Source organism: Deltaproteobacteria bacterium (assembly GCA_029210625.1).
GTDB lineage: Bacteria > Myxococcota > Myxococcia > SLRQ01 > SLRQ01 > JARGFU01.
The window spans coordinates 31,840-45,053 of sequence record JARGFU010000006.1; the positions used below are offsets into that span (position 1 = coordinate 31,840).

A 13,214-nucleotide genomic window follows, 5' to 3' on the forward strand; every position below is an offset into this window, starting at 1 on the left:
GCCACCTCGTGCGAGAATCCCCGCCGTGAAGAGGATGGGGGAATGAGCGTGACCGGGACCCGGCCGAGGGTGGAGGCCCCCCTCGAGGCCCTCGAGGCCTTCTTCAGCACCGAGGTCATCCGCGGTGAGCGGATCGTCGCCTGGACGAGGCTGGTCCTCGCCGTCACCGGGCTGGGCAACGAGGTCTACATCGGGAAGTTCCCGGGGACCGCGGGCGCCACGGTGGACTCCACCCTGACCACCACCGGTCTGGCGCTGGCCTTCGCCTACTCGCTCTTCACGCTCCTGACCCTCAAGCGTGCGGGCAAGACCACCGAGCTGCGCCTCTTCCTCTCGGTGACCGTGGACGCGATCCTCATCTGCCTGGTCACCTGCGGCGACATCGTCCAGCCCGACCCGAACTACCACGGGCTCCTGCGGGAGACGAGCGTGGGCCTCTTCTTCCTGGCGGCGATGGCCGCGGGGGTCCGCCTCTCCGGCCGGGTCGCCATCGGGGGCTCGATCATGTTGCTGCTGGTGGGCATCGGGATGGTCATCGCCGACACCACCCTGCAGCCCGACTACGTGCGCTACGGGGAGGAGGAGATCATCCTCTGCCTGATCCTGCTGCTGGGCTCGACGCTGCTGGGCTACACCGGCGCCTCGCGGACCCGGAACCTGGTCTTCCGGGGCGCGAACTTCGCGGTCGAGGCCGAGCGGACGCGGCAGCGCTTCGGCGTCTACGTCTCCAAGGAGGTCGCCGATCAGGTCCTGAAGGACGACGAGACCAAGAAGGGAGGGCGCCGCCAGCCGGTGGCCGTGCTCTTCTGCGACCTGCGGGGCTTCACCCGCTACGCCGAGAAGACGCCGCCCGAGCAGCTGGTCACCGAGCTCAACGACTACCTCGACGCCATGCTGGCGGTGGTCCGCGAGGAGGGGGGCTGGCTCGACAAGTACATCGGCGACGCGATGATGGTCGTCTTCGGGGTCGGGTCGCCCCGGGCCGACGACGCCTCGCGCGCGATCCGGACGGCGGCCGGGATGCGCACCGCCCTGATGCGCCACAACGAGGAGCGCAAGCGAAAGGGGAAGCCTCCCTTCGCCCACGGCATCGGCGTCCACCACGGCAGCGCGATCGTGGGGAACATCGGCACCGAGGACCGGCTGCAGTTCACGGTCGTCGGTGACGTGGTCAACCTCGCCAGCCGCCTCGAGGCGGCCACCAAGCAGGTGCAGGTCCCGGTCCTCATCTCCAGCGTCGCGGCCCACGTCGCCCGCGGCGCCCCGGGCAAGGGCCTCCCGGCCCTGCGGGAGGTGGGCAACCACGAGCTCCCTGGCCGCAGCGGCAGCTTCGATCTCTACACCCTCGAGAGCGAGTCCCGTGCGGCGACCTACGACCCGGGCTTCGAGGACGAGACCTCCGGCGACTTCAAGCCGATCCACAGCCGCTGAAGCAGGCCTAGCGGGGCTCGCGGCAGGGCAGGAGCCCCAGCCAGGGCCGCCGGGCGGGCAGGCGGTGGAAGTCCCGGTCGGCGAAGCGGGCGGGGTGGCGGCGCGCCAGGGGCGTCTCCCGGGTCGGCGCCTCGAAGGGGAGCGCCGCGCAGTCCGGGCGGAGGGGCTCTCCCCCGAGGCGCGGCGGCTCGCCTGCCTCGAGCTCCTCCCGCGTGAAGCCGTAGCAGCCCGAGTCGAGGTAGACGAAGCAGGGCAGCGCGCCGTCCTCGCCGGTCTCGACCCGCTTGCCCGCGGCCTCGAGGAGGTAGGCCGGGAAGGCGAGCTGCACTCGCCGGCCGGGAGACCAGCGCGGGGCGCTCACGACCCGCAGCGCGCCGGGCAGGTGCGCCACGCTCTCCCTGACCTGCAGGAAGGCGAGGTCGTGGAGGTCGGCGGGCAGGGTGAAGGAGAGGCCCGGCAGGCTGGCGCCGACGAGGGCGAGCCCCACCCCCAGGGTCATCGCCCGCTGGCGCAGCGGCGGCGCGAGGAGGACCAGCGCCGCGGCGGCGAGCAGCAGGAAGAGGTGCGGGGCGCTCTGGTAGCGGATGAGGTCCGTACGGCAGGTGAGGGCCACCTTCCAGCTCGGGAGGGTGAGGAGGAGGGGCGCGGCGAGGAGGGTGAGCCCGAGCAGCGGGCGGCGCCGGTAGAGCAGGGTGAGCACGCCGAGCAGCGCGAGCAGGAGGAGCAAGGGGGAGGCGAGCTCGCTGCTCTGGCCGAGCATCTGCCCCACCGTCGAGAGGTCGCTCCCCGCGCCGCGCTCGGCTCCCTCGGCGAGGTGGCCCCCGAGGGTGTAGAGGTGGGCGAGGCTCACGCCCCCGAGGAGGAGGGCGGGGGCGAGGAGGCGCAGGAGGGCGGGGCGGCGGGGTCCGCGGCAGGCCGCCAGGGCGAGGAGGAGGGCGAGCGGGCCGAGGAGGAGGGTGACCACGCGCAGCTGCACGGCCACCGCCACCGCCAGGGTCCCGCCGCCGAGGCGCAGCAGGCGGTCGGGCAGCGAGAGGCCCTCGTTCAGCCCCCGGGCCAGGGCCCAGCTCCCGCCGAGGAAGAGGAGCAGGGCGAGGGGCCAGGGGCTCTCCGAGAGGGAGAGCCGCAGGTGGCCCGGGTGCAGGGCCAGCCCCAGGGCGGCCACCCCCCCGACCGCCCAGCTGCCGGTGAGGCGGCGGGCGAGGAGGAGGAGCGCCGGCACGCTGAGGGCTCCGGCCACGGCGGCCGCGAAGAGGGGCCAGTCGGGGCTCTGGAGGAGCGCGGCGGCGGGCGCGAGGAGGCGGCGGTAGGCCGGGCCGTAGAGCTCGGCCCGGGCCAGCCCTTCGCCGGGCCAGAGCCCGGCCAGCCCGCCGAGCTCGAGGACACCGTGGCGATCGGCGTGGAGGGGGGCCCAGGGGGGGAGGAGGAGCCGGCCGAGGAGGGCCAGGAGGAAGAGCCCGCCGGTGGCGGCGAGGAGCCGGCCGGGGGGAGGCGCGCGCCGCCAGGCGCGGAGGAGATCACCGAGGAGGAGGAGGGCCGCCAGGAGGAAGAAGGTCTCGACCACCAGCCACTGGGGGAGGAGGGGCTCCCGGGTGGGCTCCGGCACCACCTCGGACTCGGGGTCGGCCTGGAGCGCGGCGCGGAGCGCGCCGACCCGCCGGGCGAAGCTACCGTCGTCCCGCGCCCGGAGGCGCTCGATGAAGGCCCGGGCGGCGGCCTCGAAGGCCGGGGGGGCGTCCGGGGGCAGCTGGACCTCGAAGCTCGGCGTGGCGAGGGGCGCCGCGCCGCCCGCCACCGGCAGGAGGAAGAGCTCCCCCTCGCCCTCCGGGCCCTGGAGCGCGACCACGATCCTCGCCTGCTCGATCTTCACGTCCCCGAGGCGGTGCGCGCCGGGGAGGGGCGCGTCCCCGGGCCGGGGCAGCACCAGCGCCGACACCTCGGCCTCCATCCCCGGGGGGATCGCGAGCCCGGCCACCGCGGAGGCCGGCAGGATCAGCGCGGCGAGGAGCGCGGCCTTGATCCGGAGGTGCAGGAGGCAGCCCTCCAGCGGCTCAGGCCGGGACGACCCTGGCACCGCCGTGCATCTCGCCCGCCTGAAGGGCCGCGGAGATGCAGGCGCCCTGCGCCACCGTACGATCCGGCGCCAGGTCGTAGAGCGGCCGCTTGCCGAAGTAGCTCTCGACGGCGGCGCGCACCGCGGGGAGGTAGGTGCTTCCGCCGGCGAGGATGACATCGTCGATCGCCTGGACCGGGAGGCCGGCCTCGAGGAGCACCTCGTCGCAGAGGGCGAAGCTGCGCTGGACCAGCTCGTGGATCGCCCGGTCGAAGGCCTCGCGGCCGATCTCGAGGGTCTTGCCGGCGAGGGTGGGGTCGATGATGTCGAGGCGGACGGTCACCGAGGGCTGGAGCGAGAGGGCGAGCTTCGCCTTCTCGGCGGCGACCAGGAGGCGGGCGAAGATGCTGCGCTCACCGCGCAGATCCCAGCGGTGCTCCTGCAGGACGCGGTTGGCGATGAGGTTCGCCAGGGCGTGGTCGACGTCGTCGCCGCCGAGGTAGGGGTCACCCCCCGAGGCGATCACCCGGTGGGAGAGTCCGCGGACGCGAAGGACCGCGAGGTCGAAGGTGCCACCCCCCAGGTCGTAGACCGCGACGTTCCGCTCTCCGGAGAGGCGCTCGAGGTAGGGCACCACCGCGGCGTAGGGCTCGTCGATGGTGCCCACCCGGTTGAAGCCGGCCTTGCGGGCGGCGTTGCAGAGGGAGAGCACCTGCTCGGGGCCGTAGGAGGGCGGGACGCAGAGCACGGCGTTCTTCAGCTCGCCGGCCGGGAAGCCCGCGTAGTGCCGCACGACGCTCAGCTGGTGGGCGATCACGTCGACCGGGAGGAGCTGGCCCTTGCGGGTGATGAAGCGGGGGACACCGTCGCCGCCGCGCTCGAGCTTCATCGGCGTCGACTCCCGGAAGTCCACGACCTCCTGATCGAACCAGCGGCGCCCGGCGATGCGCTTCACCGAGTAGAGGGTGTTCTCGGGATCGATGCCGCGGCGGAGGGCGGCGCGGGCGCCCACCTGAACGCGATCACCCGGCAGGTAGGCCACCACCGAGGGGGTCAGCTCGAGGCCGTCGGAATCTCGCAGGAGCTGGGGCTTTCCCTGCTTCCACACCGCCACCAGCGTGGTTGAGGTCCCGAAGTCGATTCCGACGATTCCCATCCCAGGAGGACTCCCTTTCTTCGCCGATCCCCACCTTGCACCGGCCCGTACATCATAGCCCCTGCGGAGCCGTGACGCTGATCACAAATACGAAAGGGCCGGGAAAAACGGACAATGAAGGGGCGACCGGGGTGGGTGGATGTGCCGAAAGCCCGGTCGGGCCGGCGCCGGATCAGGCCCCCGAGCCTCGGATCCGGGCCAGAACGGCTCTCGCGGTGCAGGAGAGGCCCTCGGGATCCAGGGCGGCCTCCAGGCGGCGCTGCAGGAGGGTCTCATCGAAGGCTTCCTGGCGTCCGGCGGCGTCGAGGTCGTGCCAGGCCGGCGCGGAGCGCAGGCGGCCGCCCGGCGATCGCTCCCGGTGGGCGGTGGTGACGGCCTCGATGAGGGCGGCGCGCTCGCGATCGGTCATGGTCTGACTCCTCCCAGGTCCGCGCCCTGGCGCTCGAGGCAGTCGGCGAGCAGGCGCCGGGCCCGGCCGACGTTCTGGAGGAAGGTGTTGGTGCGCATCCCCAGCCCGCCGGCCAGGGTGGTGTCGGACTCACCGCCCGCGGCGTGCAGGCGCGCGGTGAGGGCCCGGGCCGGCTGGCGCGGCAGCTTCTCCCGGCAGTAGGCGATGAGGCGGCGCAGGAGGGGGTCCGGTGGCGGCGCCTCGGCCGGGGCCTCCTGGAGGATCCGCTCCAGGTCCTGGGCGTCGAGAGGGGCCGGGCGCTGCCGCCGCAGCTCGCTCACCGCGAGGTTGCGGGCGATCCGCACGGCGAGGCGCAGCAGGCTCTCTCCCCGGCCGTCGGGCACCACTCGCGGGGCCACCTGCCAGACGCGCAGCAGCGTCTCCTGCACGATGGGCTCGGTGTCGAGGGTCGTCGCGAAGCTCGAGAGGGAGAGGCGCAGGCGCGCCTCGACGCCGGCGACCCAGCGCCCGAAGGCGTCCGGATCGCCGGCGGCGATGAGCGGGAGGAGGTGGTCGAGATCAGCCATCGACGATCCGGACCTCCAGGGCCGAGCCCGCCGAGCGCAGGTGGAGGACGAGCACCTCCGCGATCTCCGGGGCCGCGCCCGGCTCGACGATGAGGGTGATCTTCAGGCGCTGTCCCGCACCATGGAGACCGTCGCGGGTGGTCGAGCGGGGATCGACCGCGGCCTCGATCAGGGCGGTCGATCCGTCCGCGAGCTCGACCTCCAGCTCGGCGTCGAGGAGGGGCGCCCAGTCGAGCTCCCCGTCGAGCTCGAGCTCGAAGGTGAAGCTCCGGTCCTGGCGTCGCAGGAGGCGGGCGATCAGCTGCCGGACCTCGTGGAGCTCGTCCTCGCTGTCGAGGCGCCCTGCGTCCAGGAGGGAACGGGCGTCGTCGAGCTCGAACTCTTCGGGCGCTCCGCTACCACCGAAGCCCTCGGCCGCCGACTCCTCCATCCAGCCCTTGGCCTCTTCCTTCCTCGCCCCGCGGCTGCGGTCGAAGAGGCCGCCGAGGGAGAGGGAGCGCCGCTTGGCCCCTGCCGCCCGGCCGGCCGGGGCCATCGGCGCCGCGGCCGCGAACACGCCGGTGATCGGCGCGGCCGGGGGGAGCGGGGCGGCCGCCCGCAGCCCGAGCCGCTCGATGCTCATCCCGTGGGGCAGGGCCTGGGGGAGGCGCTCGTGGCGGGTGGGGTCCCGGGGATCCACCGTGGCCTCCTTCGTGACCGCGATCCACGAGGTGAGCCGGGTCGCCACCTGGAAGGCGAGCCCCCGGGCCTCGATCTCGCGATCGACCTCACTCGCCTGGCGGCCCCCCGCCAGCTCGAGCTCGAGGTCCTCGATCTCCTCGCGGGCGACCAGCACCGTCACCGGGCCGGTGACCTCCGCGGGCGCGCTCGCCGGCACCGCGAGGGTCTGCTCGAAGAGCCCCTCCGCCGTGCGGCCCGTGATCCGCAGCGCGCCGCCCTCGGCCTTCAGGCGCAGCCCGAGGAGCGCGGGCTGGCCGACGAAGAGGTCGGGGATCCGCGCCGGGGCGAAGGAGCGCAGCGCGCTGCCCTCGAGGCGCAGATCGACGACCAGGGGCGCCTCGGTGGCGGCGACCAGCCGCCGGGCGGCCGGATCCGCGTCCTCGTCGAGACCCAGGATCAGCTCCTGTCCGCGGCCGGCGCGGGAGACGGGGCCGGTGAGGGAGCGGTTCACCCCGGAGCCCACGCCCACGCAGTGCACGCGGGAGCCGGCCGGCAGGTGACGCGCGACGGTGGCGACGATCTCCTGCTCGAAGCCGATGAGACCGTCGGTGACCAGGACCACCTGCCGCTGGGCCTCGCCGCGCAGGCTCTCGAGGGCCGCGAGGATGCCCTCCTTCATCTCGGTGGCGCCCCCGGCCGAGAGGCTCGCCACCCACTTCAGGGCCCGCCGGCGGTTGCGCTCGGTGGCGCTCACCGCCTTCTTCTCGAAGCGGCGGGCCGCGCTCGAGAACTCGATCAGCTCCAGGGTGTCGCGAGCGCCCAGGGTCTCGATCAGGGCCGAGGTCACCGCCTGGGCCTGGCGCAGCGGCTCGCCGTGCATCGAGCCGCTGGTGTCGAGCAGCACGATGAGGTCCCGGGCCACGGGCTCGAACCGGGCGTCCTTGCGCGGCGGCACGAGGGTCAAGAGCCCGAAGGCCTCGTCGGCGTGGGCGTGATCCGGCGCCGGGCGGGAGAGGCGCAGGCCCGTCCGGACCTCACCCGCCGCCACCGGCCAGTGGACCACCAGGTCCCGGTCGAGGGCCGCCCCGGTCTCCGAGGCCAGGCCGACGATCCGCGCGGCGCCCTCGCTGCGCACGTGCAGGTGGTGGCTGGGCGAGCCGGGCTCCCCGCCCGCCAGACGATCGGCGATGCGCAGGACGAAGCCGGCCCGGGGCGTCGTGCCCGCCGGGCTCACGTCGACCTCCACCGCGGCGGCGTCCGGCACCCGGCCGGCCGCGCCGAGGTAGCGCGGGGCGACCACGGTGGGGAAGCGCCAGGACCAGGCGCCCTCGGCCAGCCAGTCCAGGCGCTGATCGATCACGATCCGCGCGACCACGGTCTCCCGCGGCGGGAGGTTCCCGACCTCCTGGGTGAAGAGGCTGCTGCGATCCTGCTCCAGCAGGGCGGCGGTCCGGCCCAGGGCGAGCGCCTCCTCGAAGCGCTCGCGGGCGCTCTCCCGCCGGTCCACCTCGCCGATCACCTCGAGGGCGCCCAGGGTGAAGGAGAAGCCGCTCACCGCCCCGCGCTCGGGCAGGGGAAGCTGATAGGTCACGGCCAGGGGCTCGTCGTGTGGGTTCTCGAAGGTCTGCTCCAGGATCACCCGGGCGAGGCCTCCCTCGGCCTCGACCTCGAGGCGGGCCTCGCGCAGGGGAAGGGTGCGTCCGTCGGCGGCGACCAGGCGGCCTCCGCTGCTGCGATCGTCGGGGGTGGGGCGGGAGAGGGCGGTCTGCGGCATCATGGCGATTGTCCTCCAAATGGGGGTCTCGAGAGGGGCTTCATCGAGACCAACGCGAGGAGGGGCCGGACGGTGACACACTTTCTTTACGGCCTCGCATCCGGGGGGAGGAGGCCCATGCTCACCGTCCTCCCCCGCGGGGCACCCCCCCCGGTGCCCGCCGCCCCTCCCGGGGACAGGCGGAGCCGAGTGACTAGGGTGCCCGGACCATCCCAAGAAGGAGTCGCTCCCCGATGAAGAAGCTCGTCCTCCTGCTCGTCGTGCTGGGCCTCGTCGCCCTCGCCTTTCCCCTGATCAACCTCGCGGTCGGCTCCGGCGCCGGGGTCCACTTCGGCGAGGGATCGGGGGGCACCCCCGAGTACCAGGCCGCCATGGCCGTGCTGGCGCAGAAGTGCGGCGACTGCCACGCCGCCGAGGGCAGCCGGCCCTTCTACGCCAGCTTCCCGGTGGCCAGCGCGATGATCGCCGAGCACGTCGAGGAGGCCCTCGAGCACTACGACATGAGCGCCCTCCTGGCGGGCAGCCCGACCCAGGCGGTGGACGAGGTGGCCCTGGCGCGCCTGCAGCTCACCCTCGAGTACGGGCCGACGATGCCGCCGCCGAGCTACACCCTCCTGCACTGGGACGCCTCCTTCTCGGAGGCCGACCGGGAGCTCGTGATGAAGTGGGTCCGGGCCGAGCGGGCGGCGCGCCACGCGGCCCCCGGGGTGGCCGAGGCCCTGCGAGGAGAGCTGCTGCGGCCCATCCCCACCCCCGAGGTGAAGGACCCCGCCAAGGTCGCCCTGGGCCGGAAGCTCTACCACGACGTCCGCCTCTCGAAGGACGACACGATCTCCTGCGCCTCCTGCCACGACCTCGCCAAGGGGGGCACGGATCAGGCTCCGGTCTCCACCGGCGTCGACGGCCAGAAGGGTGGGATCAACTCGCCGACCGTCTTCAACGCCGCGCTGAACCTGGCGCAGTTCTGGGACGGCCGGGCGGCGGACCTGAAGGCCCAGGCCGACGGCCCGCCGAACAACCCGGTCGAGATGGCCACCAGCTGGCCCGAGATCATCGGCAAGCTCGAGCAGGACGAGGCGCTCAAGGGCGAGTTCGTCGCGGTCTATCCGGAGGGCTTCTCGGGGGCGAGCATCACCGACGCCATCGCGGCCTTCGAGGAGACCCTCCTCACGCCGAACTCGGACTTCGATCGCTTCCTCGGCGGTGACGCGGGGGCCCTCTCCGCGGAGGCGAAGGGCGGCCACGCCCTCTTCCTGGAGCTCGGCTGCGCCAGCTGCCACGTCGGCGAGGCCCTCGGCGGCCAGTCCTACGAGAAGATGGGGAAGAAGCGGGACTACTTCGGCCACCGCGGCGACGTCGGCCCCGCCGACGAGGGGCGGGCCGCCTTCACCAAGAACCCCGCGGACCGCCACCGCTTCAAGGTGCCGACGCTGCGCAACGTCGCCCTGACCGCGCCCTACTTCCACGACGCCTCGGCCAAGACCCTGGACGACGCGGTGGCCGCGATGGCCAGCTTCCAGCTCGGCGAGGATCTGCCGGCGGAGAAGCAGGCGAAGCTCGTCGCCTTCCTCCAGAGCCTCACCGGCGAGCTGGACGGAAAGAAGCTCGAGTAGCCGGTACGAGGCGGCGGCCGGTGGGTCGCGGGCGCGCTTGCGACTATCATCGCGGCTGACCATGAGCACCCCGACCCAGGGCCGCCGGCCCCTCTTCGAGGATCCGCGGTGGATCCTCCTCCTGCCCTTCGCGGTGGGGGTGGCGGTCTACGGCTTCACCCTCGGCCACGCCTTCGTCTTCGATGACAACCTCATCGTCCTGGGCAACCCGCAGATCACCGAGGGGGTGACCCTGCGGGAGCTCTTCCTCTCGGACTGGTTCGACCGCAGCGGCGTCGGGGGCATCGGCTACTACCGGCCGATCACCAAGGCCAGCTTCCGCCTCGACTACCTCCTGGCCGGGGCCTCCCCGGCCTACTTCCACGGGGTGAACGTCCTCCTCCATGCCCTCAACGCCGCGCTGGTCGGGCTGCTGGGCTGGACCCTCCTGGGCTCGCGGCCCGGGCTGATCGGCGGCCTGCTCTTCGCCCTCCACCCCACCACCGCGGAGGCGGTCTCGATCGTCACGGCGCGCAGCGATCTGCTGGCCACCCTCTTCCTCCTCGGGGGGCTCCTCTGCTTCGCCGCCTGGCGGCGCCTCCTCTCGGCGGGCTGGCTCGCCGGGAGTCTGCTGCTCTTCGCCCTGGCGCTGGGCTCCAAGGAGTCGGTGCTCCTCTCCCTCACCCTCCTCCCGATCCTCGCGCGCCTCGAGGGAGACACCTGGCGGGGAGCCCTCTTCTCCTCCGCGCCCTTCCTCCTGCTCTTCGCCGCCTTCTTCCTCCTGCGCTCGGCCTGTGCGCTGCCGATGGGCGACAACCACCTCGCCTCCCTGGGCGCCGGGACGCTGGCCCTCTCGGTCCTGCAGGCCCTGGGCAGCTACCTCGAGCCGCTGGTGCTGGCCCGGCCGATCCTCCAGCTGCCCTCCATCCCCGAGGGGCTCTTCGAGCCGGGGGTCCTCGGTGGGATCTCCCTCCTGCTCCTCGCCGCGATCCTGGCGGCGCGCGATCGTCTCTCCAGCCCCCTGGTGCTCCTCCTCGCCTTCGGGCTGATCACCCTGGCGCCGGCGCTGGTGCTCTGGAAGCTGAAGATCCCCCAGTGGCACGAGAGCCTGCCGATGACCCTGCGCTGGCTCTACACGCCCTCGGTCGCCTTCTGCCTGGGGCTGGGCTGGCTGCTCTCGCTCCTGCGGGGGGTGCTCCAGCCGGTGTTGGTGGTGGGGGTGGGCATCGCCCTCCTGCCCCTGACCCTCTACCAGGCCGCCTCCAACGAGGACGAGCTCGCCTACGCCCGCTACCTCCTCCAGGGCTACGCCGAGGTGCCCGCCGGGGAGCTCGACCCCATGGAGCGCTACCAGCTCCTGATGAGCCAGGCGATGGTCGCCAACGAGGAGGGCGATCTCGACACCGCGCTGAAGGCCCTGCAGCAGGCCATCACCGAGGCGCCCTTCCACGGCTCGGCCTGGGAGCTGGTGGCCCGCTACGAGAGCCGGCGGGGCAACCACGACGCCGCCGAGAAGGCCGCCCGCCTGATCCTCTCCGACGCGTTCTGGGAGGACCCCCGCAGCCGGGAGGAGCACCGGCTCATGGGCGGCTGGGCGCGGAACCGGATCGACCGGCCCGCCCTGCGGGCGGTCCTGGCCCGGGCCGCCGCCGTGCGCGGTGATCTCGCCGAGGCGCAGGCGCTCATCGATCAGGTGGTCGAGGAGAGCGCCGGCACGGCGCCGGAGTTCCAGTACCGCTTCGACCAGGGGAAGATCCGGGAGCTGCGGGGGGACTACGCCGCCGCCCGCGAGGCCTACCTGGCCTCGGCCCAGTTGCGCCCGGACTGGTATGGCGCCCGCCTCCAGCTCGCCCGCCTCGAGCTGAAGGACGGCAACCCCGGGCAGGCCCGGAAGCTCCTCGAGGGCCTCGCCCGGGAGGCGGGCCCCGGAGCGGAGCCCGCCCGCAAGCTCCTCGAGAGCTTCGCGCCCTGAAAGGAGCGAGGCCGGCCATGCCCCAGCGGAAGCGAGCGCGCGGCCCGGCGGAGGTCACCGTCGAGGCCCTCGACGACGAGGGGATCGGCACCGCCACCTTCGAGGGGCTCGAGCTGAAGATCCCCGGCGCCTTTCCGGGGGAGCGGGTCGCCTTCCGCCAGACCTACCGCGGGCAGCGGCGGATGGGGGGTGAGCTCCTCGAGGTGCTCGAGCCCTCGGCCGAGCGCATCGCCTCCCCCTGCGCGAAGGCGCGGGAGTGCCTGGGGTGCCCCCTCATCGAGCTCTCGCCCGCGGCGCAGCAGGAGGCCCGCCGGGCGCGGGTGCAGCGCGCCCTCGCCGCCTACCCCGAGCTCGCCGGCCTCGAGGTGGCCGAGCCCCTCGCGGCGGGCCAGCCCCTGGGCTACCGCAGCCACGCCAAGCTGGTCCTCGCCCACCGCGGGGGCCGCCTGCGGATCGGCATCTACCGTCGCGGCAGCCACGAGGTCGTCGATCTCGAGGGCTGCCCCCTGCACCACCCCCTCATCAACCGGATCGTCGAGGTCGCGCGCGAGGAGCTCGAGCGGCGGAAGATCAGGATCCACGATCCACGCACGGGCCAGGGGCTGCTGCGCTACCTCCTCGTCCGGGTCAGCCCCGCCAGCGAGCGCGCCCTGCTCACCCTCGTGGCCACCCGCCCCGAGAAGAAGGTGCTCGGCGAGCTCGCCCGGTGGATCCGGCGCCGGGTCCCCGAGCTGGTCTCGATCCAGCTGAACGTGAACGCCTCGGAGGGCAACACCCTGCTGGGCGAGGAGACCGAGCGCCTCCTGGGTGAGGCGACCCTGCGCGACGTCGTCGGCGAGACGGTGCTCTCCATCTCGCCGGCCTCCTTCTTCCAGGTGAACCACGAGCAGGCCGGGCGGATCTATGCGCTGGTCCGGCGCTGGGCCGCGCTCGGCCCGGGGGACGAGGCCCTCGATCTCTTCTGCGGCATCGGCGGGATCGCCCTGGCCCTGGCCCGGGACGCCGGGAAGGTCACGGGGATCGAGGTCGTCGAGGCCGCCGTGGAGAACGCCCGGGAGAACGCCCGGCGCAGCGGCCTGGAGAACGCCCGCTTCCTGGCCGGCGACGTGCTGACCCTCCTCGCCGATCGAAGGGCGGACTTCCCTCCGGGGCAGGTCGTGGTCCTCAACCCGCCGCGCAAGGGCGTCGCCGGCGAGGCGCTCGAGGCGGTGGCGGCGCTCGCACCCCGGATGATCGTCTACGTCTCCTGCAACCCGACGAGCCTCGCCCGGGATCTCGCCCTGCTGCACGGTCGGGGCTACCGCGTCGAGGCGGTGCAGCCGGTGGACATGTTCCCCCAGACCGGCCACGTCGAGACGGTCGTCCGGCTGACGCGGAGCTAAACCAGAAATCACGATTCCCGATCACGCCTGGCTTGCAGGCCGCACCCGTCTGCAGCGTCAGGCCTCGGTCACCTAGCTAAGGCTAGGCTCCCTCACCCTTCCTCGCATCCGGGCACGTCCGCGGCGCCATCCGCTGTTCGGGAATCATGATCTCTGGTTTAGAACGAGAGAGGCCCGCCCCCCCCCGGTGGGGAGACGGGCCTCGTCACGTCAGCGCAT

At 73.6% G+C, this 13,214-nt stretch carries 9 protein-coding genes; 4 read left to right on the forward strand and 5 right to left on the reverse strand.

Annotation, left to right across the window (positions count from 1 at the left end; translation table 11 throughout):
• Window positions 1-42 precede the first annotated feature (42 nt).
• Window positions 43-1,431, forward strand: a complete 1,389-nt coding sequence (locus tag P1V51_07050) for an adenylate/guanylate cyclase domain-containing protein (protein MDF1562782.1) — start codon at window positions 43-45, stop codon at window positions 1,429-1,431.
• A gap of 7 nt (window positions 1,432-1,438) precedes the next feature.
• Here P1V51_07050 and P1V51_07055 read toward each other — a convergent pair whose 3' ends face one another.
• From P1V51_07055 to P1V51_07075, 5 genes are all read right to left on the reverse strand, one after another.
• Complete coding sequence (locus tag P1V51_07055; protein MDF1562783.1) at window positions 1,439-3,505, reverse strand: hypothetical protein; 2,067 nt, start codon at window positions 3,503-3,505, stop codon at window positions 1,439-1,441.
• On the reverse strand, window positions 3,483-4,640 hold the full coding sequence (locus tag P1V51_07060) for an Hsp70 family protein (protein MDF1562784.1): 1,158 nt from the start codon (window positions 4,638-4,640) through the stop codon (window positions 3,483-3,485). The genes P1V51_07055 and P1V51_07060 overlap by 23 nt, the downstream gene beginning before the upstream one ends.
• Before the next feature lie 172 nt (window positions 4,641-4,812).
• Entirely contained in the window at window positions 4,813-5,049 is a 237-nt protein-coding gene (locus tag P1V51_07065; protein ID MDF1562785.1) for a hypothetical protein, read from the reverse strand.
• Window positions 5,046-5,615: a sigma factor gene (locus P1V51_07070; GenBank protein MDF1562786.1), complete on the reverse strand. Its 570-nt coding sequence runs from the start codon at window positions 5,613-5,615 to the stop codon at window positions 5,046-5,048. The genes P1V51_07065 and P1V51_07070 overlap by 4 nt, the downstream gene beginning before the upstream one ends.
• Complete coding sequence (locus P1V51_07075) at window positions 5,608-8,052, reverse strand: VIT domain-containing protein (protein ID MDF1562787.1); 2,445 nt, start codon at window positions 8,050-8,052, stop codon at window positions 5,608-5,610. Before P1V51_07075 ends, P1V51_07070 begins: the two co-directional genes overlap by 8 nt.
• A 230-nt stretch (window positions 8,053-8,282) precedes the next feature.
• On the opposite strand from P1V51_07075, the gene P1V51_07080 reads away from it, so the two are divergent.
• The 3 genes from P1V51_07080 (at window position 8,283) to rlmD (ending at window position 12,995) form a co-directional block, all read left to right on the forward strand.
• A complete protein-coding gene (locus tag P1V51_07080) occupies window positions 8,283-9,662 on the forward strand; it encodes a cytochrome c peroxidase (protein ID MDF1562788.1) in 1,380 nt (459 codons plus the stop codon).
• Window positions 9,663-9,723: 61 nt separating this feature from the next.
• Complete coding sequence (locus P1V51_07085; protein ID MDF1562789.1) at window positions 9,724-11,613, forward strand: tetratricopeptide repeat protein; 1,890 nt, start codon at window positions 9,724-9,726, stop codon at window positions 11,611-11,613.
• Between the two features lie 17 nt (window positions 11,614-11,630).
• A complete protein-coding gene (rlmD, locus tag P1V51_07090) occupies window positions 11,631-12,995 on the forward strand; it encodes a 23S rRNA (uracil(1939)-C(5))-methyltransferase RlmD (protein ID MDF1562790.1) in 1,365 nt (454 codons plus the stop codon).
• Window positions 12,996-13,214 lie beyond the last annotated feature (219 nt).

Excerpts from the sequence above, each read along its gene's own strand:
- P1V51_07050 (MDF1562782.1), top strand. The coding sequence starts at position 43 with ATGAGCGTGACCGGGACCCGGCCGAGGGTGGAGGCCCCCCTCGAGGCC.
- P1V51_07060 (MDF1562784.1), bottom strand. The coding sequence starts at position 4,640 with ATGGGAATCGTCGGAATCGACTTCGGGACCTCAACCACGCTGGTGGCG.
- P1V51_07065 (MDF1562785.1), bottom strand. The coding sequence starts at position 5,049 with ATGACCGATCGCGAGCGCGCCGCCCTCATCGAGGCCGTCACCACCGCC.
- P1V51_07070 (MDF1562786.1), bottom strand. The coding sequence starts at position 5,615 with ATGGCTGATCTCGACCACCTCCTCCCGCTCATCGCCGCCGGCGATCCG.
- P1V51_07075 (MDF1562787.1), bottom strand. The coding sequence starts at position 8,052 with ATGATGCCGCAGACCGCCCTCTCCCGCCCCACCCCCGACGATCGCAGC.
- P1V51_07080 (MDF1562788.1), top strand. The coding sequence starts at position 8,283 with ATGAAGAAGCTCGTCCTCCTGCTCGTCGTGCTGGGCCTCGTCGCCCTC.
- P1V51_07085 (MDF1562789.1), top strand. The coding sequence starts at position 9,724 with ATGAGCACCCCGACCCAGGGCCGCCGGCCCCTCTTCGAGGATCCGCGG.
- rlmD (MDF1562790.1), top strand. The coding sequence starts at position 11,631 with ATGCCCCAGCGGAAGCGAGCGCGCGGCCCGGCGGAGGTCACCGTCGAG.